The 24,458-nt window shown below is 40.1% G+C and carries 5 protein-coding genes; 4 read left to right on the top strand and 1 reads right to left on the bottom strand.

What is annotated here, in order from left to right; genetic code table 11:
• The first annotated feature begins 218 nt into the window (after positions 1-218).
• The 4 genes from A6J31_RS05985 (at position 219) to A6J31_RS06000 (ending at position 11,889) form a co-directional block, all read left to right on the top strand.
• Positions 219-3,311, top strand: coding sequence for a hypothetical protein (locus tag A6J31_RS05985; RefSeq protein ID WP_021143874.1), 3,093 nt, complete (start codon positions 219-221; stop codon positions 3,309-3,311).
• A gap of 298 nt (positions 3,312-3,609) precedes the next feature.
• A complete protein-coding gene (locus A6J31_RS05990; protein WP_080610693.1) occupies positions 3,610-5,850 on the top strand; it encodes a glucosyl transferase in 2,241 nt (746 codons plus the stop codon).
• A gap of 266 nt (positions 5,851-6,116) precedes the next feature.
• Entirely contained in the window at positions 6,117-8,978 is a 2,862-nt protein-coding gene (locus A6J31_RS05995; protein ID WP_064524598.1) for a glucosyl transferase, read from the top strand.
• 385 nt (positions 8,979-9,363) lie between these two features.
• A complete protein-coding gene (locus A6J31_RS06000; protein WP_080610694.1) occupies positions 9,364-11,889 on the top strand; it encodes an N-acetylmuramoyl-L-alanine amidase family protein in 2,526 nt (841 codons plus the stop codon).
• A 262-nt stretch (positions 11,890-12,151) separates the two neighbouring features.
• On the opposite strand, the gene A6J31_RS06005 is transcribed toward A6J31_RS06000, so the two are convergent.
• Positions 12,152-24,193, bottom strand: coding sequence for a mucin-binding protein (locus A6J31_RS06005; RefSeq protein ID WP_080610695.1), 12,042 nt, complete (start codon positions 24,191-24,193; stop codon positions 12,152-12,154).
• Positions 24,194-24,458: the final 265 nt, after the last annotated feature.

The following is a 24,458-nucleotide window of genomic DNA, read 5'->3' on the forward strand; positions in this document are numbered from 1 at the left end:
AAACCATCCTAAAACTTTTCTTTTTCATAATCTCCTAAATCCAGGGCATAGGTCCTGGATTTTTTTGTTTTTAGAAAAGTCTGTAGCAACTAAAATCATTCCCTCTCTCACTCGCATCACAATGTAATCGTTTTCTTATTTTTATCAAAATTTCTTATATTTCCTTGAAAGTCTCTAAAATAGCGCTATAATAGGACTTAGGAAATGGAGGAAAAAGTATGAAAGTACATTCTAATTTTACTGGACCTAAGTCCACAAAACGTCTGATTGCATTCTCATGTGCAACTGCTCTTGCAAGTTTTGCCTTTATCGCAAAACCTGCCTTCGCTGAGGAAGCTAAGGCTGACAATGCATCTAACCTTGATACGACTGCTGCTACCACTGCCAATGTAGAAACTACCGCAGACCTCGTCGAAACAAAGGTTGTCGAAGCACCTGTTACTACTGAAAATGTGGCTAGCACAGAAAACACCACAAATGTCTCAGAACAAGCCTCAACTTCTACAGCAAGTTCTGAAACTGCCAGTGAAACAGCTTCAACAACTACAAGCGAAAGTCAAGCACCTGCAGAATCGGTCTCAGGCCAAACACGCGAAGCTGTAACTACAGACCGGGCTGCCAGTGAGGCTGCATCAGCAACCGCAGATACCAATAGTGAAACCAATGTTACCGGTGGTCAATATTATAGTGATAGCCTTGGTAACTGGTATTATAAGGATGCTAGTGGTAAGAACCTAACTGGTGCACAAAAAATCGATGGGATCAACGTTTATTTCGATGAAAATGGCATACAAGTCAAGGGAAACTTTTCAAAAAATAAACAATACTATGATGCAGATTCTGGTGCTCTTGTAACGGATTGTTATATTAATCATCTTGGTGGTGTTTACTATGTCGATAAAAATGGTGAACCATTAAAAGGCGCACAAACCATTCAAGGAAAACAAGTTTATTTCAATGATTACAACGGCCTTCAAGTTCGAGACGGATTTGCTAGCAATGAACACTTCTACGATAAAGATGGTAACCTTGTAACAGATAGCTATGTTTTTAGCACTAAATACAACTATAACAACACTATCTATCCTTTCTATGTTGATAAAAATGGCGACAAATTAAAAGGTGAACAAATCATCAATGGAAAATCTGTCTATTTCGATAAGTATGATGGAGCACAGGTGCGTAATAGCGTTGCTGACAATGGGCGTTTCTATGATCAAGATGGTAATTTAGTTGATCTAGGGAAAAAACACTACGTGTTCATCGATAACCATTGGTTCTATGTTGATGAAGATGGAAAGATACTTAAAGGTGAACAAGTCATTGATGGTGTGAAAGTTTACTTTACCCCTTATTACGGATATCAAATTAAAGGGGATTTTAATTCTGACGGCCAATTCTATGACAAGGATACTGGCGAGCTCGTGACAAACCGTTATATTCAATTAACACGCTACGAATCGAACGGCTCTATGGCTCCAACTCTAGAGACCCATTGGTATTATCTTGGGGCAGACGGAAAAGTGGTAACAGGTCCACAAGTTATTGACGGCGTTCGTGTCTACTTTAACTATAGAGGACACCAAGCAAAAGGAGACTTTGGCTACGATGGTTATTATTATGATAAAGACACTGGAGCACTCGTCAAAAATAGCTTTGTCTCCTTAGAGCAACCATCAGGAACCCTTATTTATTACCTCGATAACGAAGGCAATACAATTAAGGGAGAACAAATTATTAATGGTAAGCATCTCAACTTCGGTGAATACGGTATCCAAGTTAAGGGAAATTTCGCACCTAATGGACTTTTTTATGATGCAATTACAGGGGAACCTGTTACTAATCGTTATGTTCAAATCAATGACCAGAGTAACTCATATAATACCCTTGAAAATAAAGATAAATGGTTCTATATCGGTTCAGACTCTAAAGCTCTTAAAGGAGAGCAAGTCATTAATGGCGTAACCGTATTCTTTGACAAAGATGGGGTTCAAGCTAAAGGGATTTTCGCAGATGACGGTTTCTATTATGATAAAGATTCTGGAGCACGCGTTAATCTTGGCAACAATCAGTTTGTTCAAGTGAACGGTAACTGGTACTATCTTAATAACGAAGGTAAAATTGTAAAAGGTGAACAAGTCATTAATGGCAACAATTTTTACTTTGATAAAGATGGCAAGCAAGTTAAAGGGAACTTTGCTGAAAATGGAGCGTACTATGATGAAAATTCAGGAGTACAAGTAACCAATCGTTATGTTAACTTCAATAACAATTGGTATAGAATCGGTGCTAAAGGTACTCCTCTTAAAGGTGCCCATGTCGTTGATGGTCATAATGTTTTCTTTGACCAAGACGGTAAACAGATTAAGGGCGACTTCGCTTCGGATGGCTACTATTACAGTAAAAATTCAGGAGACCGAGTAGACTTAGGACAAAATCATTATCAAAACATAAACAATAATTGGTATTATATTGGTAATGACGGCAAACGCCTTACTGGTGAACAAGTCATTGATGGTGTCGAGGTCTACTTCGATAGTACTGGTAAGCAGGTTAAAGGAAACTTTGCTGAAAACGATTCATTTTACGATAAAGATAGTGGTGCCCGCCTTAAGGAACAATTTGTCGATTTGAATGGAAAGACTTATTATGTTGATGCTAAAGGCAAAAGACTTAGAGAAGGGGGAGTTCGAACTATCAATGGTAAAGAGTATACCTTTACGGGCGGTGCAGATCCCCACCTTGCTAGAGAAGAATTTCTATATCCTTACGGCTACTCTTCATTCTACGATTTGAATAACAAAGAAGTCAAAGGGCCTCAATTCGTTAAGGCCAAAAACGGTAATAGATATTACATTACCGCTTCTGGTCACGTCCCATTAGGGCTTCACATTATCAACGGAGAACTTTATATGTTTGATGCTCCGACAAATAAATATGCTGATGGTAGGGTTAGTGCGAATGGCTTGACTAAAGACTATTTCCCATCACTTATTCCTAATGGTAGCCATATCTATTACTTTGATAAGGAAACAGCTACTGCTATAAAAAATCAATATAAAGAGGTTAATGGTAACTGGTATTACTTTGGACCTAATTGGTATGCACTAACCGGTGAACAAACTATTGATGGGGCTCATGTCTATTTCCATAGAGATGGCAAACAAGCTAAAGGGGAACTAGTCACTGTAAATGATAAACTTCATTATTATGATCCTAACAGTGGTGCACGTACTGAGAACACTACCCTCACTATCGAAGGTAAGACCTACCATTTTGATGCTGAGGGAAATGGAAAACTCCTCAATTAGTGTAAGTGAGCAGTAAGCATTATGAAAAAGTAATTCCATCTTCCACTTTAAGAAAACTTTAGGCTTTGCTTTATATACTATAACCATCCTAAAACTTTTCTTTTTCATAATCTCCTAAATCCAGGGCATAGGTCCTGGATTTTTTTGTTTTTAGAAAAGTCTGTAGCAACTAAAATCATCCCCTCTCTCACTCGCATCACAATGTAATCGTTTTCTTATTTTTGTCTAAATTTCTTATTTTTTCTTGAAAGTCTCTAAAATAGCGCTATAATAGGACTTAGGAAATGGAGGAAAAAGTATGAAAGTACATTCTAATTTTACTGGACCTAAGTCCAAAAAACGTTTGATTGCATTCTCATGTGCAACTGCTCTTGCAAGTTTTGCCTTTATCGCAAGACCTGCCTTCGCTGAGGAAGCTAAAGCTGATAACTCATCAAACCTTGATGTGACTGCTGCTACCACTGCCAATGTGGAAACCACAGCAGACCTCGTAGAAACAAAGGTTGTCGAAGCTCCTGCTACTACTGAAAATGTGGCTAGCACAGAAAACACCACAAATGTCTCAGAACAAGCCTCAACTTCTACAGCAAGTTCTGAAACTGCCAGTGAAACAGCTTCAACAACTGCAAGCGAAAGTCAAGCACCTGCGGAATCAGCCACAGGCCAAACACGTGATGCTGTAACTACAGACCGAGCTGCCAATGAGACAGCTTCAGTACCTAATGAAACAAACGTCACTGGTGGTCAATACTATAGTGATGACCAAGGCAACTGGTATTATAAAGATGCCAGTGGTAAAAACCTCGTAGGCGAACAGACTATCGATGGCCAAAATGTTTATTTCCGCAGTAATGGGCAACAAGTTAAGGGGCCTTTACTCGATAGGAATAATAATCTATTTCGTTACTACGATGTTGATACTGGGCAACTATGGACGAATCGATACCTTGAATCCCAAGGTAATTGGTACTATTTAGGTAAAGATGGCTATCCACTCACTGGAGAACAAACTATCAATGGTCAAGAAGTCTACTTCGATTATAAAGGTGTTCAAATCAAAGGTGACTTTAGCGGAGAGGACTATAGCTATCCAGATCAAACTTTCTATTACGACTCTAACTCTGGTGCAAGGGTCCGAAAAGAAGGTCTAGTTCAGAATAAAAAAGGCCAAACCTTTTACATCAAGAACGATGGTTCTAAATTTACAGGAATACGTGAAATTGATGGTAATATCTACTATTTCAAAGCACGTGAAGCTGCCTCTCCTGTTGATACCGGCGTCCTACAAAAAGGAATCAGCATTTTACTAGAAGAAGGGCAAAATTCACCACGTACTTATGGTTTTGGTACCCCTACTAATATTACCCGTCGCTACTATTTTGACTCAGTTACTGGTCAAGCCGTTAAAAATCGCTATGTCCAAGAAAATGATGGCTGGTACTATTATGGTGCAGATGGAAATGCTATTCGTCCTCAAGATGGTGAAGTCAATATAGACGGTCAAATCGTTTACCTATATGCTAATGGTCGTCAAGCTAAGGGAGAGCTTGTTCTCGACAATGGTGTTCTTCGCTACTATGATCCTAATTCTGGAGCACGCGTCTCTAACACCACTCTAACAATTAATGGTATGACCTATCGATTTGATGAAAACGGCGTAGGTATGGATGCTCCTAACCCAAATGGTTATTATAGCGACGATAATGGAAACTGGTATTATAAGAACGTAAATGGAGACAACCTCACTGGTGCTCAAATCATTAACGGTCAAAAGTTATTTTTCCGCGACAATGGTCAACAGGTTAAAGGTGCTTATGGTGATTCCTACGGTGATTTATACGCATTCTACGATATTAATTCTGGAAATCTTGTAACCAATCGTTATGTTGAATACATGGGTAATTGGTTCTATGTAGGTAAAGACGGTAAGCCAGTCAAGGGAGCTCGAAATATCGATGGACAAGATGTCTTCTTCAACTATCGAGGGGTACAAGCTAAAGGAGGATTTGGTCAAGATGGCGTCTATATGCCTGAGTACTATTACGATAAAGATAATGGTCGCAAAGTAACCAAAGCTGGGTTTGTTAAAGATAACAGAGGCTTAACTTACTATCTTGACGAGAAAGGTAACAAAGTCCTTGGACTTCATGAAATCAATGGTGATTTATATTACTTCCGTCGAGGAGGTGCCTATAAGTACACCCAACTGGGTGACATGTGGCAAGACAGTATTAATTACATCGATGGTAAAATCTACTACTTCGGTCATGACGGTAGAGCAATTAAAAATCGTTTCTATCAATGGGGTAATTACTGGTACTACTTCTATGCGGATGGTTCAGCAGCTACTGGTGCCGTTCAGATTAATGGACAACAACTTTACTTCGATAAAAATCATGGTAGACAAGTTAAAGGCGCTTTTGCACCAGATGGTCACTACTACGATGAAAACTCTGGTGAACTCGTCACTAACCAAACACGTACTATCAAAGGTGTAACTTATCATTTTGATGAAAATGGTAACGCGACTAAAGTTTAAGCTATTCCTTACTTTAAGAAAACTTTAGGCTCTGCTCTATATACTATAATCATCCTAAAACTTTTCTTTTTCATAATCTCCTTATCCAGGGCACAGGTCCTGGATTTTTTTATTTTTTAAGTTCCTATGATTGCAAAAATTGTGACATTTGCCATTTACTCGCTTTCCTATGTAATCGTTTTCTTATTTTTGTCTAAATTTCTTATATTTTCTTGAAAGTCTCTAAAATAGCGCTATAATAGGACTTAGGAAATGGAGGAAAAAGTATGAAAGTACATTCTAATTTTACTGGACCTAAGTCCAAAAAACGTCTGATTGCATTCTCATGTGCAACTGCTCTTGCAGGTTTTGCCCTCATCGCAAAGCCTGCCTTCGCTGAGGAAGCTAAAGCTGATAACTCATCAAACCTTGATGTGAACGCTACTACCACTGCAAATGTGGAAACTACCGCAGACCTCGTAGAAACTAAGGTTGTCGAAGCTCCTGCTACTACTGAAAATTTAGGCACCACTCAAAGCACTACAAATGTCTCAGAACAAGCCACAACTTCTGCTGCAAGCTCTGAAGTTGTCAGTGAAACTGCCTCAACAACTGCAAACGAAAGCCAAACTCCTACAGAATCAGTTGCAGGCCAAACACGTGAAGCCGTAACTACAGACCGAGCTGCCAGCGAGACAGCTTCAGTACCTAATGAAACAAACGTCACTGGTGGTCAATACTATAGCGACGACCAAGGCTACTGGCATTACAAAGATGCTAGCGGTAAAGACCTGACTGGACCACAAACTATTGATGGCGTTAAGGTCTACTTCAATCCAGGCGGTGTTCAGGTTAAAGGGGGATTTGGCTGGGACGGTCACTATTATGACAAAGACTCTGGTGCTCTTGTTACTAATAAATTTGTTGAAGAATATGGTAGAACCTATTACGTTGATGAAAATGGTAATAAGGCAATTGGTTCTAAAGAAGTTAATGGAGCGTGGTATTATTTTGAGCAGTATGGTGAACTAATTAAAAACAATTTTGCTCCTGATGGCCGTTATTATGACAAATATGGTAAACAAGTGGATTTCGGAACAAACCGCTATTTCGAATTAAACGGGGAATGGTACTATGCTGGAAATGATGGTGCTATTTTAAAGGGACCACAAACCATCGATGGTGTTAAGGTTTACTTCCGACAATACGGAGCTCAAGTCAAAGGATATTTTGTCAAAGATGAGGGGGATAATAAATCTCGATACTACGATAAGGATACTGGTGCTCTTGCCACCAATCAATATGTTATCGCTTATAATCCTTACAAACATCGAAATGAACGTTATTATGTTAACGACCAAGGAATTCGGTTAACTGGTCCTCAAACAATTGACGGTAAACAAGTCTACTTCGATACCTACGAGGGAAGCCAGGTTTTCGACAATTTTGCTGACGATGGTTACTTTTACGATCAGGACGGAAATCGTGTTGATCTTGGTGCCAATCGTTATGTTCAAATCAGAGACAATTGGTACTATGTCGGTAACGATGGAAAAATTTTAACCGGTGAACACATTATTGATGGAGCTCACGTTTATTTTGAATATGGAGGTAAACAAGTTAAAGGAGATTTTGACTATAAAAATCAATTTCACGATAAAGACTCTGGAACTTTAGTTACTAATCGTTTCGTTACCGTTAATGACAAGACCTACTTCATTGGAGCAGATAGTAAGGCTATTAAAGGAGCGACCGTCATCGACAACATTGAATACTTCTTTGACGAAAAAACTGGCGCTCAGGTTAAGGGAAATTTCGCAAGTAACAAAAAATATTATAACAGTACTACTGGTGCTCTCGTAATCAATAGTTATGTCCAAGTCGACAAAGACTGGTACTACGTAGGCAATGACGGTAAACGGCTTAAAGGTTCTCAAACCATTAACAATGTTCCTGTATACTTTGACCCTTATGATGGTAAACAAGCCAAAGGTGTCTTTGGTAATGATGGCTACTTCTACGACAAAGATTCTGGTGCTAAAATAGACCTTGGTACCAATCGCTACGTTTACATCAACGATAACTGGTACTATCTTAATGGAGAAGGAAAAATCCTTAAAGGCGATCAAACCATCGACGGGGTACAGGTTCACTTTGATCCATATTATGGTAATCAAATTAAAGGAGAATTTACCGATAGTAATGGGCATGCGGTTAAAGCAAACTCCTATACTAGCCCAGTTAAGTACTATGATAAAAATTCTGGAGCTCTTGTAAAAGGTCAATACTTTAGCCATGATGGTAAATGGTACTATGCAGATGCAGAAGGTAATATCCTTAAAGGCTCACAAACCATCGATGGGGTACACGTTTACTTTGACTATAATGGTGTACAAGCTAAAGATACTGTTCTAGATGGTTACTACTACGATAAAGATAGTGGAGCACGAAAAGAACTCCCTCGTGATCAGTTTATTAAGATTGGTGACGATTTATACTACATTAGCAGTAATGGACGAACTGGGAATATAACTATTGATGGTAAGGATTACTATGTTGGTCGATATGGTAGAGTTCTTCGTGGTTCCTTTAACGTATACCAAGAGCCACCTTACTATGATGACGAAACTGGCGAAGCTGTGAAAAAAACTGGTTTTGTTAAATCTTATGGTCGTTGGTACTATATAGAGGAAGACGGAAAAAAAGCAAAGGGCCTTAAAGAAATTGATGGTAAGCTTTATTTCTTCTCTAACAATCCAATGAACAAATACGAAACAAACGAACAAGTTCGTGGACAATTAGCTAGACCTTACTTTTATATTTCCTTCCCAAATAGAGCAGAAGACAACCCAACTTACTACTTCGATGCTGAGACTGGAGCTGCTGTAACCAACCAATTCGTCTATGCAGATGGACACTGGTACTACTTCGGTAACGATGGAAAGGCTCTTCTATTTGATCAAGTCATCAATGGTCAACACCTCTACTTTGATTATGAAGGTAAACAAGTTAAGGGCGATTTCGTTACAGACTACAAGGGAACTCGTTATTATGACGAAAACTCTGGTGAGCTCGTCACCAACCAAACACGTACCATCAATGGTGTGACTTATCACTTTGATGAAATTGGGCGTGCGAAGCAATTATAAGGATTTTAGTAAAATAGACTAAGTTTTTCTCGCAGATATCTATACTAGAGGAAGTTGATTAATTTTAACTTCCTTTTTAAAATCCACGAAAATAATTTTTGTCTGCTTTAAGAAAACTTTAGGCTTTGCTTTATATACTATAAACATCCTAAAACTTTTCTTTTTCATAATCTCCTAAATCCAGGGCGCAGGTCCTGGATTTTTTTGTTTTTTGATAATTGTTTGAATTACTAAGAACTGGAAAAATCTCACCTAATAGCCAGAAAAATAGATGTTATTCTCTTTTATCAATCTCTTCACATTAAAAGAAAGCCTTTTTATTTTTAATATTGAAAAGGCTTTCTTATTGCATTATAATATAAATTAAAAAGGGGAGGTATTTGTTATGGAAACAAATAATAAGGTCAAACATCAAACATCTAAAAAGTATCTTATTGCATTTTCATGTGCATCAGCTCTTGCAAGTTTTGCGCTTATTGCAGGAGTTGCTTTTGCGGATGAAGTAACTACTGGTGAAACACACAAGATTGACACAACAACAAGTGTTATTGCCAATGTTGAAACAACAGCAGACTTAGTTGAAACAAAGGGTATTGAAGCAATATCTTCTGCTGAAAGTTCAACAGGTGCTCCAGAGTTAGCAAGTTCGGAAAACGTTAGAGAAACGGCTTCAGCAACCACTAGTGAAAGTCAAGCACCTACTGAAACAACAACCGTTGAAGCACACGCAGCTTCAACAAGAGACAGTGTAACTAGTGAAACAACTACAACAACTCCTGTTATTAATGAGAACGTAAACATTACAGGTGGTCAATATTACAGTGACCAAAACGGTGAATGGCATTACAGAGATGCCAATGGTAATGACCTGACTGGACCACAAACCATCGATGGCGTTCAGGTCTATTTCGATAAAGAAAATGGCATACAAGCTAAAGGCGTTTTTGCTAAGGATCCTAATAATGCTAAAAAACTAAATTTCTATGATAAAGATTCCGGTGCCCTTCTCAAAAATCAATTTATCGTGACCTACAGCAACGATACGAAACAATATGAACGTTACTATCTAGATGACAATGGGAACCCCGTGTACGGTGAGTATCGAATTAATCGTAGATCAGTATACTTTGATGATAAATCCGGTACTCAAATCATTGACCGCTTTGCTCCTAATGGACACTTTTACGATCAGGATGGTGTTTTCGTTAATTTAGGAACCAATCGTTTTGTTGAAATCAAAGGAAAATGGTATTATCTCAATGATAGCGGACAAATCATAAAGGGTAGCCATATCATCAATGGGGCTCAGGTCTATTTCGATGAAAATGGTATTCAAATAAAAGGTGATTTCGATAAGGAAAACCGCTATTATGATGAACACACTGGTAAGCTAGTAACTAACCGATTCGTAACAGTTAAAGACAAAAACTACTTTATCGGCGCAAAAGGTGTCCCCGTGAAAGGTGCTACTCTTATTGATGGTAAAGAGTACTATTTCGATAATAAGACCGGTGCTCAAGTGAAAGGTGACTTTGGAGGTAATGGTAAATACTACGATACTTCAACTGGTGCACTCGTGACCAACCGTTATGTCAATGTAGATAAATATTGGTACTATGTGGATGCTGAGGGCAAACCACTAAAAGGTTCACAAACCATAAATAATGTTCCTGTCTACTTTGATTCTTATTATGGTCGACAAGTGAAAGGTGATTTTGGAGACGATGGTTACTACTATGATAAAGACTCTGGTGTGAGAATCACACTCGAAAAAAATCGTTACCATAATATTAATAACCATTGGTATTATGTTGGTTCAAATGGCAAAATCCTTAAAGGGGATCACGTCATCAATGGTGTTCAGGTACATTTCGACAAGGTATTTGGAATACAAGCTAAAGATGACTTTGTAGATGAAGATGGTATTAATGTTTTCTATGATAACTTTGTTGTCTTCGGTACCCCAGTTAAGTATTACGACAAGGATACTGGTGAACTTGTTAAGGGTCGTTACTTTACAACTCGAGGTAAGTGGTTCTATGCAGATAAGCAAGGTAATATTCTAAAAGGTGCTCATACCATTGATGGTGTCCCTGTCTACTTTGACGACCACCTCGGAACACAATTCAAAAACGTGGTTAAAAACGGCCACTACTATGATAAGGATACCGGTGAACAGAAGGAAGTCCCACGGAACCAATTTATTCATGCTGATAATGGTCTCTTCTATTATGATAAAGATGGAAAACCACTTTCTGATTCTCAAACTATTAATGGTGTAACCTATTCGTTCTACGAAGATGGACAAGCCCGTAGAGGAACTTTTGGACCTTACGGTTCTGGACCTTTCTATGATAAAGTTACTGGAGCCGCAGTCAGAGAAAAAGGCTTCCATCAAGTAGGTCCTCAATGGTACTATACTGATGAAAATGGTAACAAACTTTTTGGTCTTCAAGAAATAGATGGTAAACTCTATTACCTTGATAATACCTGGTCAGTTAGCTCAGTTACTGGTTTTCTCGCAAAAGATGAAGTGCTTAGTCCTGAGCAAAAAGAATCATCTAGATATCCTCGTACATCTAGCAGTACTATCATCAAACCTAAACTCTATAGTTACTACTACTTCGACCCTGAAACAGGTGCTGCTGTAACCAATCAATTCGTTAATTGGAAAGGCAACTGGTACTACTTCGGTAACGATGGTAAGGCCCTCCTCTTCGATCAAGTCATCAATGGTCAACACCTCTACTTTGATTATGAAGGTAAACAAGTGAAGGGTGATTTCGTTACAGACTACAAGGGCACTCGTTACTACGATGAAAACTCTGGTGAGCTCGTAACCAACCAAACACGTACCATCAATGGTGTGACTTATCACTTTGATAAAAATGGACGTGCGAAGCAATTGTAAAGAATTTAGGAAAATAGACTAAGTTTTTCACACAGATATCTATACTAAAGGAAGTTGATTAATTTCAACTTCCTTTTTAAACTTTGTCTTTAATCACATTTCAAAAATATAAGTATAAAATCAAGACTCCAATTTTGCACTTAGGTTAAAAAATAGATCAAAAAAGGCCCTCCCCCAATCTATAGGGAAGAACCTCTTTTTTTGAAGACTAATTTTTTATTTTAACTAACTATTTAGAAGAAGGGAAGGATTCTCTTTGTTATTAGTCTTCTTTCTTACGACGACGGCCCAAAAGACCTAGTCCAAGACCTGTAATCAAGGCTGACAAACCTGTCACTTCTGCAATATGTCCATTTTCTGTTCCTGTCTCTGGTAGAACTGCTTGTCCTTTAGGTTGAGCAACTTGTGGAGTTACTTCTTCAATAACAGTTGGACTTACAGGTTGTTCTGGTTTAACTGGTTGTTCTGGCTCCTCTGGTTTCTTAGGTGTTGGTACCTTAGGTTGTTCTGGAGGAGTTACAGGTTTATCAGGAGTAACCGGAACATAAATGATTGGTGTATCTTTACCTGGATCCTCTGGTGTTACAGGTGTTCCTGGTTGGATTGGTTGACCTGGTTTCGTTGGATCATTTGGATCTGGCAAGTATGGCTTGTAACCTGGAACATCTGGAACGACCGGTTGTCCTGGTTTCGTTGGATCTGTTGGATCGTTTGGATACTTCACATCTGGTGTTGATGGGAAGTTTGGATCGTTTGGTGTTTCTGGTTTTGGAACCAAGCTTCCAAGTGGTTTGTAAGTTACGGTTTCTTCAAGATTATCTTGAGTAACTGCCTTAGAAGCAACACTTGCTTTATCAGCGTAGTAACCTGTCAAACCTGGTGTTGGAACTGCAGCGTAAGCGGTCTTATCTGATGCCCATGGTGTCGCTGAAAGTTCTTTACCTGTGACTTTATCCAAGGTAAGGGTACGTGTCCATGTCGCGTTTTCTACGTGATCTGCTGGTGCAGCTACCTTACCATCTGATACCACATACTTAACAGTTGATGTCACATCTTTCTTCCATTGATCTGTCGCTGGGTACTTAGGACTATTTGGATCGTTTGGATTGATTGGATCTGTTGGGTTATGTGGATCATTTGGTCCTACTGGGGTTTCACCATGTTTCAAGGTTACTGTCCATGTTTGATCGACTGACGCATCGTTATCGAAGTGGGCACCTGTTGGGAACTCATCGCTAACGAGAACATAACCACGATCTTCATAGTACTTGATCTTGTCCGCAGTTGAGTAGTTGATTGCCTCACCTGATTTACCACCAACTTGATCATTGGCAAGGGTTTGACCTGTTGTTTGATCAACGTACGTAATAACTGCTTTTTGATCTGCCTTACGGTAGACAACTGGGGTATCAGCTCCTGGGTTAGATGGTGTCACATTTGGAATGTCTGTCACATAACCTGGGATGACTGGTGTTGGTGTGACACCACCCTTAGTTGGATCGTTTGGATCATTCGTATATTGTGGAGTTGGCGCATTTGGAATTGGGTTGCCATCTGGGTCAACTGGAATGATCTTACCGAGTTCCTTATAAACCACTTTATCTGTAGCTTCTGGGTGTTCTGGAGTAACTGTCTTACCACCTGCTTCAGCTTTATCCGCATAATAGTGTTCAACGACTGGGACTTTTACTTTGCCATAGTCATGACTGTTTTCAGTCCATGTTGTTGTACCATCTGCTTGATTCTTCTTACCTGTGAAAGTATAGTCGCTTTGAACATCATCTTTTGGTGTGGTTGAACCAGCTCCTTCAAACGTTACCGTTTGTTTTGTTGGTTGCGTTACATCATTTGTTTTTGGCACATAGATGATTGGCGTATCTTCCCCTGGTTTATCAGGTGTTACAGGTGTTCCTGGTTGGATTGGTTGACCTGGTTTCGTTGGATCCTTTGGATCTGGAAGGTGTGGTTCATAGCCTGGAACATCTGGAACGACCGGTTGACCTGGTTTCGTTGGGTCTGTTGGATCGTTCGGATATTTCACACCTGGTGTTGATGGGAAGTTTGGATCGTTTGGTGTCACTGGTTTTGGAACCAAGTTTCCAAGTGGTTTGTAAGTAACCGTTTCTTCAAGGTTTTCTTGAGTAACCGCCTTAGAAGCAACACTTGCTTTATCAGCGTAGTATCCTGTCAAACCTGGTGTTGGAACTGCAGCGTAGGCTGTCTTATCTGATGCCCATGGTGTCGCTGAAAGTTCTTTACCTGTGACTTTATCCAAGGTAAGGGTACGTGTCCATGTCGCGTTTTCTACGTGATCTGCTGGTGCAGCTACCTTACCATCTGATACCGCATACTTAACAGTTGATGTCACATCTTTCTTCCATTGATCTGTCGCTGGGTACTTAGGACTGTTTGGATCATTTGGATTGATTGGATCTGTTGGGTTATGTGGATCATTTGGTCCTACTGGGGTTTCACCATGTTTCAAGGTTACTGTCCATGTTTGATCGACTGACGCATCGTTATCGAAGTGGGCACCTGTTGGGAACTCATCGCTAACGAGAACATAACCACGATCTTCATAGTACTTGATCTTGTCCGCAGTTGAGTAGTTAATAGCCTCACCTGATTTACCACCGACTTGATCATTGGCAAGGGTTTGACCTGTTGTTTGGTCAACGTACGTGATAACTGCTTTTTGATCTGCCTTACGGTAGACAACTGGGGTATCAGCTCCTGGGTTAGATGGTGTCACATTTGGAATGTCTGTCACATAACCTGGGATGACTGGTGTTGGTGTGACACCACCCTTAGTTGGATCGTTTGGATCATTCGTATATTGTGGAGTTGGCGCATTTGGAATTGGGTTGCCATCTGGGTCAACCGGAATGATCTTACCGAGTTCCTTATAAACCACTTTATCTGTAGCTTCTGGGTGTTCTGGAGTAACTGTCTTACCACCTGCTTCAGCTTTATCCGCATAATAGTGTTCAACGACTGGGACTTTTACTTTGCCATAGTCATGACTGTTTTCAGTCCATGTTGTTGTACCATCTGCTTGATTCTTCTTACCTGTGAAAGTATAGTCGCTTTGAACATCATCTTTTGGTGTGGTTGAACCAGCTCCTTCAAACGTTACCGTTTGTTTTGTTGGTTGCGTTACATCATTTGTTTTTGGCACATAGATGATTGGCGTATCTTCCCCTGGTTTATCAGGTGTTACAGGTGTTCCTGGTTGGATTGGTTGACCTGGTTTCGTTGGATCCTTTGGATCTGGAAGGTGTGGTTCATAGCCTGGAACATCTGGAACGACCGGTTGTCCTGGTTTGGTTGGATCTGTTGGATCGTTTGGATACTTCACATCTGGTGTTGATGGGAAGTTTGGATCGTTTGGTGTTTCTGGTTTTGGAACCAAGCTTCCAAGTGGTTTGTAAGTTACGGTTTCTTCAAGATTATCTTGAGTAACTGCCTTAGAAGCAACACTTGCTTTATCAGCGTAGTAACCTGTCAAACCTGGTGTTGGAACTGCAGCGTAAGCGGTCTTATCTGATGCCCATGGTGTCGCTGAAAGTTCTTTACCTGTGACTTTATCCAAGGTAAGGGTACGTGTCCATGTCGCGTTTTCTACGTGATCTGCTGGTGCAGCTACCTTACCATCTGATACCACATACTTAACAGTTGATGTCACATCTTTCTTCCATTGATCTGTCGCTGGGTACTTAGGACTGTTTGGATCATTTGGATTGATTGGATCTGTTGGGTTATGTGGATCATTTGGTCCTACTGGGGTTTCACCATGTTTCAAGGTTACTGTCCATGTTTGATCGACTGACGCATCGTTATCGAAGTGGGCACCTGTTGGGAACTCATCGCTAACGAGAACATAACCACGATCTTCATAGTACTTGATCTTGTCCGCAGTTGAGTAGTTAATAGCCTCACCTGATTTACCACCGACTTGATCATTGGCAAGGGTTTGACCTGTTGTTTGGTCAACGTACGTGATAACTGCTTTTTGATCTGCCTTACGGTAGACAACTGGGGTATCAGCTCCTGGGTTAGATGGTGTCACATTTGGAATGTCTGTCACATAACCTGGGATGACTGGTGTTGGTGTGACACCACCCTTAGTTGGATCGTTTGGATCATTCGTATATTGTGGAGTTGGCGCATTTGGAATTGGGTTGCCATCTGGGTCAACTGGAATGATCTTACCGAGTTCCTTATAAACCACTTTATCTGTAGCTTCTGGGTGTTCTGGAGTAACTGTCTTACCACCTGCTTCAGCTTTATCCGCATAATAGTGTTCAACGACTGGGACTTTTACTTTGCCATAGTCATGACTGTTTTCAGTCCATGTTGTTGTACCATCTGCTTGATTCTTCTTACCTGTGAAAGTATAGTCGCTTTGAACATCATCTTTTGGTGTGGTTGAACCAGCTCCTTCAAACGTTACCGTTTGTTTTGTTGGTTGCGTTACATCATTTGTTTTTGGCACATAGATGATTGGCGTATCTTCCCCTGGTTTATCAGGTGTTACAGGTGTTCCTGGTTGGATTGGTTGACCTGGTTTCGTTGGATCCTTTGGATCTGGAAGGTGTGGTTCATAGCCTGGAACATCTGGAACGACTGGTTGACCTGGTTTCGTTGGGTCTGTTGGATCGTTCGGATATTTCACACCTGGTGTTGATGGGAAGTTTGGATCGTTTGGTGTCACTGGTTTTGGAACCAAGTTTCCAAGTGGTTTGTAAGTAACCGTTTCTTCAAGGTTTTCTTGAGTAACTGCCTTAGAAGCAACACTTGCTTTATCAGCGTAGTAACCTGTCAAACCTGGTGTTGGAACTGCAGCGTAGGCTGTCTTATCTGATGCCCATGGTGTCGCTGAAAGTTCTTTACCTGTGACTTTATCCAAGGTAAGGGTACGTGTCCATGTCGCGTTTTCTACGTGATCTGCTGGTGCAGCTACCTTACCATCTGATACCACATACTTAACAGTTGATGTCACATCTTTCTTCCATTGATCTGTCGCTGGGTACTTAGGACTGTTTGGATCATTTGGATTGATTGGATCTGTTGGGTTATGTGGATCATTTGGTCCTACTGGGGTTTCACCATGTTTCAAGGTTACTGTCCATGTTTGATCGACTGACGCATCGTTATCGAAGTGGGCACCTGTTGGGAACTCATCGCTAACGAGAACATAACCACGATCTTCATAGTACTTGATCTTGTCCGCAGTTGAGTAGTTAATAGCCTCACCTGATTTACCACCGACTTGATCATTGGCAAGGGTTTGACCTGTTGTTTGGTCAACGTACGTGATAACTGCTTTTTGATCTGCCTTACGGTAGACAACTGGGGTATCAGCTCCTGGGTTAGATGGTGTCACATTTGGAATGTCTGTCACATAACCTGGGATGACTGGTGTTGGTGTGACACCACCCTTAGTTGGATCGTTTGGATCATTCGTATATTGTGGAGTTGGCGCATTTGGAATTGGGTTGCCATCTGGGTCAACTGGAATGATCTTACCGAGTTCCTTATAAACCACTTTATCTGTAGCTTCTGGGTGTTCTGGAGTAACTGTCTTACCACCTGCTTCAGCTTTATCCGCATAATAGTGTTCAACGACTGGGACTTTTACTTTGCCATAGTCATGACTGTTTTCAGTCCATGTTGTTGTACCATCTGCTTGATTCTTCTTACCTGTGAAAGTATAGTCGCTTTGAACATCATCTTTTGGTGTGGTTGAACCAGCTCCTTCAAACGTTACCGTTTGTTTTGTTGGTTGCGTTACATCATTTGTTTTTGGCACATAGATGATTGGCGTATCTTCCCCTGGTTTATCAGGTGTTACAGGTGTTCCTGGTTGGATTGGTTGACCTGGTTTCGTTGGATCCTTTGGATCTGGAAGGTGTGGTTCATAGCCTGGAACATCTGGAACGACTGGTTGACCTGGTTTCGTTGGGTCTGTTGGATCGTTCGGATATTTCACACCTGGTGTTGATGGGAAGTTTGGATCGTTTGGTGTCACTGGTTTTGGAACCAAGTTTCCAAGTGGTTTGTAAGTAACCGTTTCTTCAAGGTTTTCTTGAGTAACTGCCTTAGAAGCAACACTTGCTTTATCAGCGTAGTAACCTGTCAAACCTGGTGTTGGAACTGCAGCGTAGGCTGTCTTATCTGATGCCCATGGTGTCGCTGAAAGTTCTTTACCTGTGACTTTATCCAAGGTAAGGGTACGTGTCCATGTCGCGTTTTCTACGTGATCTGCTGGTGCAGCTACCTTACCATCTGATACCACATACTTAACAGTTGATGTCACATCTTTCTTCCATTGATCTGTCGCTGGGTACTTAGGACTATTTGGATCGTTTGGATTGATTGGATCTGTTGGGTTATGTGGATCATTTGGTCCTACTGGTGTTTCACCATGTTTCAAGGTAACTGTCCATGTTTGATCTACTGAAGCATCGTTGTCGAAGTGAGCTCCTGCTGGGAATTCATCGCTTACGAGAACATAGCCACGATCTTCATAGTACTTAATCTTGTCCGTAGTTGAGTAGTTGATGGCCTCACCTGATTTACCACCGACTTGATCATTGGCAAGGGTTTGACCTGTTGTTTGATCAACGTACGTGATCACTGCTTTTTGATCTGCTTTAACATAAACAATCTTCGTATCTTGTGAAATTCGATCTGGATCACTTTCATCATTTGGTTCAATAGTTTTATCAACAATATTGTAACCCCATGCTTGTGGTTGTTCTTCCTTAATCACATATCCTGTTGGTGCATCTGGAATTTTAGTTTCTGCTGCTTCTCTAGGATTTGATGGATTATTGTTGTATGTTACAGAACTTGAATTAGGAATAACATTTCCATCTTCATCTACCTGAATAATCTTACCAAGTGGTTTATAAGTTACAACATCTTCGGCATTAGGATTGGTAGGAGTGACTGTTTTACTACCTGCTTCAGACTTGTCAGCGTAGTAACCAGAAACTACTGGAACACTTTCCCTACCGTAAGTATGACTGTTTTCAGTCCATGTTGTTGTACCATCAGCTTGATTCTTCTTACCTGTGAAAGTATAGTCATTTTGAATCTTATCCGAAGGCACCTGAGCTTTACCATCTGTACTTGTGTACTTAACAGTTTGTTTTGTTGGTTGCGTCACATCATTTGTTTTTGGTACATAGATGATTGGCGTATCTTCCCCTGGCTTGTCAGGTGTTACAGGTGTTCCTGGTTGGATTGGTTGACCTGGTTTCGTTGGATCATTTGGATCTGGAAGGTGTGGTTCATAACCTGGAACATCTGGAACGACCGGTTGACCTGGTTTCGTTGGATCTGTTGGATCGTTCGGATATTTAACACCTGGTGTTGATGGGAAGTTTGGATCGTTTGGTGTCACTGGTTTTGGAACCAAGCTTCCAAGTGGTTTGTAAGTAACTGTTTCTTCAAGATTATCTTGGGTAACCGTCTTAGTTGGAACGCTTGCTTTATCCGCATAGTAGCCAGTAACACTTGGTGTTGGAACTGCATCATAGTTAGCCTTATTCGCTGTCCATGGTGCATCAGGGTTAAGAACTTTACCTGTAACTTTATCAAGATTTAATGTACGTGTCCATTGTGCATTTTGAACATTATCAGCTGGGGCAGTTGCCTTACCATCTGATACCACATACTTAACCGTTGATGTGACATCTTTCTTCCATTGATCTGTCGCAGGGTATTTTGGACTGTTTGGATCATTTGGATTGATTGGATCTGTTGGATTATGTGGATCATTTGGTCCTACTGGTGTTTCACCATGTTTCAAGGTAACTGTCCAAGTTTGATCAACAGATGCATCTGAGTCATAAGTAGCTCCTGCTGGAAACTCATCGCTAACGAGAACATAACCACGATCTTGGTATTTCTTGATTTTAGCTGCAGTTGAGTAGTCAATAGCTTCGCCAGATTTACCAGAAACTTGATCATTTTCAAGTGTTGTACCAGTATTTTGATCTACGTACTTGATCACTGCTCTTTGTTCTGCCTTACGGTAGACAACAGGTGTATCCTCTCCTGGTTTGTTAGGAGTTACACTTGGTGTATCTGTCACATAACCTGGGATGACTGGAGTTGGAGTCTTGCCACCCTTAGTTGGATCTTGTGGATCATTGTTGTACTGTGGAGTTGGTGCACTTGGAATTGGTGTATTGGTTTCATCAACTGGGATGATCTTACCAAGTGGTTTATAAGTAACCTTATCCGTAACTTCTGGTTGGTCTGGAGTAACTGTCTTAGATCCAGCTTCCTTCTTATCGGCATAGTAATGTTCAACAACTGGAACTGTTTCTTTACCATAAGTGTGATTAGGTTGGTCCCATGTTGTTGTACCATTTTTTTGTTTACCAGTAAAGGTGAAGTCATTTTGAACTTTAGCAGCTGGAGTATTATCGCCTGCTCCTTCAAACGTTACCGTTTGTTTAGTTGGTTTTGTTACTTCAGTTGTTTTTGGTACATAGATGATTGGTGTATCTTCACCTGGTTTATCAGGTGTTACAGGTGTTCCTGGTTGGATTGGTTGACCTGGTTTGGTTGGATCCTTTGGATCTGGAAGGTGTGGCTCATATCCTGGAACATCTGGTACGACCGGTTGACCTGGTTTCGTTGGATCTGTTGGATCGTTTGGATATTTAACACCTGGTGTTGATGGGAAGTTTGGATCGTTTGGTGTTTCTGGTTTTGGAACCAAGCTTCCAAGCGGTTTATAAGTAACCGTTTCTTCAAGATTATCTTGGGTAACCGTCTTAGTTGGAACGCTTGCTTTATCCGCATAGTAGCCAGTGACATTTGGTGTTGGCACTGACGCATAATCCGTCTTATTAGCTACCCATGGTTCATTAGGGTTAAGAATTTCACCTGTAACTTTATCAAGTTCCAATGTACGTGTCCATTGGGCGTTTTGAACGTTATCAGGTGGTGTTTGAGCACCTGCTCCTACATAATGAACAGTTGATGTCACATCTTTCTTCCATTGATCTTTCGCAGGGTAGTTTGGACTGTTTGGATCATTTGGATTGATTGGATCTGTTGGATTATGTGGATCATTTGGCCCAACTGGAACTTTATCATGTTCTAACTTAACAGTAAATTCTTGATTTACAGAAGCATCATTATCATATTTCTTCTCATCTGCTGTCGCTTTGGTGAAACCATCTTCCACTAGTTTGTATCCTTTATTAACAAACTCTTGAATCTTGTTAGCAGTTGAGTAATCAATAGTAGCGCCTGAATCACCTTCAACAGAATCACTAGCTAATTCTTTATTATTAGCTGACACATCAACATAATGAATCGTCGCTTTCTGTTTCTCTTTCTTGTAGACAACTACTGTTTCATAGCTTCCTAAATCAGATTTAGCTACAATATTACGCCAATAAGTGTCAGAAATTGTTCTGCGACCTGCACTAGTTTCAATGATAGTATCTGCTGGCGCAGTAGAAGGATTGTAAGTATAAGAAGCAGCTACACTATCTGCATTGTCTCCTGCTTTTAGACCAGGAACATTAGTTGATAAAATTTCTGCCTTATAGCCACTTAGCTTAGGAGAAGTTACAGCAGTATAGTTGACAGTCTCATCGTTTGTCGTTCCTGCTACTCTCCATCCTGTATCAGCTTTACCATCGCCATCGATATCACCAACATTGTATTTTGCTTTACTGTAAGCAGTCAAGAATTCATCACCATTACTTACAGTTGAATTCTTCAAAACATCTTTAAATTGGTCCTGATCAATGGCAACCTCAAGAGTACGATTCCAATCAGATGATTGAATGACGTCATCTTTAACTGGTGTGCCATCTTCATAAACGTATTTGATAACATTTTTATGGATAGCTGTAGGATTGATTGTTGAGCCGTTCGAAATCCAAATGTTTTGACGGTTATCACCAACAGGGTCGATACCATATGTTCTGTCAGTTGCTGAGATACCACCTGTAGATGAACCTGTTGGAACTGATTGTGCATTTGCAGGATTAATATCAGCATGGTTACTTTGGAAACCGGCAATACTCAATGCACCACCCTGGATATTAGTCCAAACAGAACTTTGCTTATTACGACTCTGTGCATCTCTACCATCTTTATTCAATGAATAAACAGTATAAGTTCCAAGACCTGGATTAACGAGTGTTCCTGTTGGTCCGTTAAACTCTACTCGGTTACCTGAACTAGCTGATTTATTTGAGATATAAAGAATATTACCATGACCAATATCTTCAGGATTATTACCTTGAGGAGTAGATGCTGGCAATTTACCTGTCACCTCTCCGGCTGAAAGACCATCTGATCTAGTATAACGTAGTAATGAGACATAAAGCGGATTGTTAAATTGGAAGAATGTATTAGAACTATTTCCCAACGCTACTGAAATCAATTCAGCATAGTAGTTAGTATTATCATCTCGAATGTCTACGATAGAACCCTTATTAGCTTGGAATAATGGTTGATCCTTTTGACCATTCTCAGAACCAAGTGAAATAACATCATCCCAGGCATTATCACCACGATCATCCATTTGGACACGGAATGTTGCATAGTCATCTACGACAATGCGACCATTTTCATTTAGACCAATATAGTTATAACCGTCATAGCTTCCTGAAGGGCCTCCACCACTCTTTGGACCTTTACCTACTGAGTGGAATGTATTGGTTGAATTTTTACCAAAATTAACTTTCGAATCATTACCTAAGTCAATCGCAACACCACGGCCTTTATTTTCAAATCGAACTTTAGAAGTTGCACCCGTTGTAAACTCAGCATTATTACCAGCCATCACACCATCACGACCATTTAATTCAAAGGTCGCACCGTCACCGATAATAACTTTACTTGGACCATTCTTACGATTGCTATTTTTAGTGCCATAACCGCCAAAACGATCTTTATCTGTTACACCATCTCCAGGTCTATTGACACCAAGCGAAATACCTTGTCCGATACTAGTGTTAAGTACAAGTTTAGACTCTTTACCAGTTTCCACTGTACCGCCATCTGCCATAAAGATACCAGCATTATGATATCGAGCAGTATCTGTAGCATTGTCAGTATTCATGTTAATGGTTAGGTTAGCTCTATCTTGAACACTAACTTTAGCGCCACTTTCAAGAGTGATTGCATCCCCTTGAGAAGAACGGTTAAGTGTTAGACTAGCCCCCTCAGAAACAATGACAGCTTTAGCATCATGAATGTTTGATTCACGACGTTTATCTGATCTTCCAGCTTGTCCCACGTTACGTTGAACATACTGAGTTTGTCCATTTCCAGATTGATAGCTATCACTAACAGTTGATGTTGTATTTCCTTTAATAACAACATTGGTGTTTCCACCACCACCATAAAGTGAAGAACCAACACTGGTTACATTGTCAAAAGTAACAGTATTTGGACCACTTGTCTTAGATAAATCAACAGGTCCCTTTGAGTTAGCTGATGCCAATTTAAGGTTTTTGAAGTTAAGTTCCCAAGCTGCACCAGTTAATTCTAAGGTATTTGACAAAAGGTCTAGACTAGCATTTTGATTTTCACCTTTGATTGTAAGTGGACGTGCTTGAGTGTTAATAGTGATTTTACGGTCAACAGATCCTGAACGTCCATTATCTGTATTACCATTATCACCTGCTGCTACGATATTACCTTTAACGGTAATTTCTTTAATACTACTGTCTTTAAGTGCTGCAACAAATTCACTCCAACTAGATACTTCTTTCTGAGCATCTACTGCTACTGTTGATGAAGCTGATGCTGCTGCACTCGTATCACGACGCGTACGACTAGCACGATTAGAATCATCTGAATTAGATGACTTTTGAGTTTTATCAGATGAATTTTCGTGATTATCAGTTTGACTCACTTTATCTGAATGATTCTCAACAGATGATTCTGAAACAGACTCATCAGATTCCTTTGCTGTCTCAGCCTGTGTTTTTGCTGTTTCTCCTGTTGATGCATCCGCAGAAGTTGTTACACTTGGAGTTAAATCAAGTGTTGCAGATGCAGACGTTTCAGCAGACGCTGAAACAACAGACGTAGGATCTGTCTGTTGTGTCGCAGTTGTTGAAGTAGTTACTAAACTACTCGAATCATCGCCGGTAACAGATGCCTCTGGTGTTACCGGTGTGTCGGTACTGGCAAGCTCATCAGCTTGTGCACCATGTGCTGCAAACAGTGCCGTTCCCAAAAGCACTGAGCAAACGCCGATTGAATATTTTCTCAAAGAAAAACGTTGGCGTCGATTAAAAAAATCTTTCATTTCATAAATTCCTCCCAATTGAATTATGATTCAATTGCCGTTGCTTAACTTTTATGCTGCAACCGTATTCTACTCCTTTATAATTTAACTGTCAATAAAATTTTCTGTTTTTTTTACACTAGTTCGATTTTTATAACAATACAAAATAGATGTCGTTTAAGTTAATGAAACAAAGATTACAACTACAAATCATCTTATTTTCATATTTTGATGTCATATATTTAACATCCTAATAATGATTAAAAATTAACGATATATTATAACT

The sequence above is a fragment of the Streptococcus sp. FDAARGOS_192 genome (assembly GCF_002073815.2).
GTDB classification, from domain to species: domain Bacteria; phylum Bacillota; class Bacilli; order Lactobacillales; family Streptococcaceae; genus Streptococcus; species Streptococcus salivarius_H.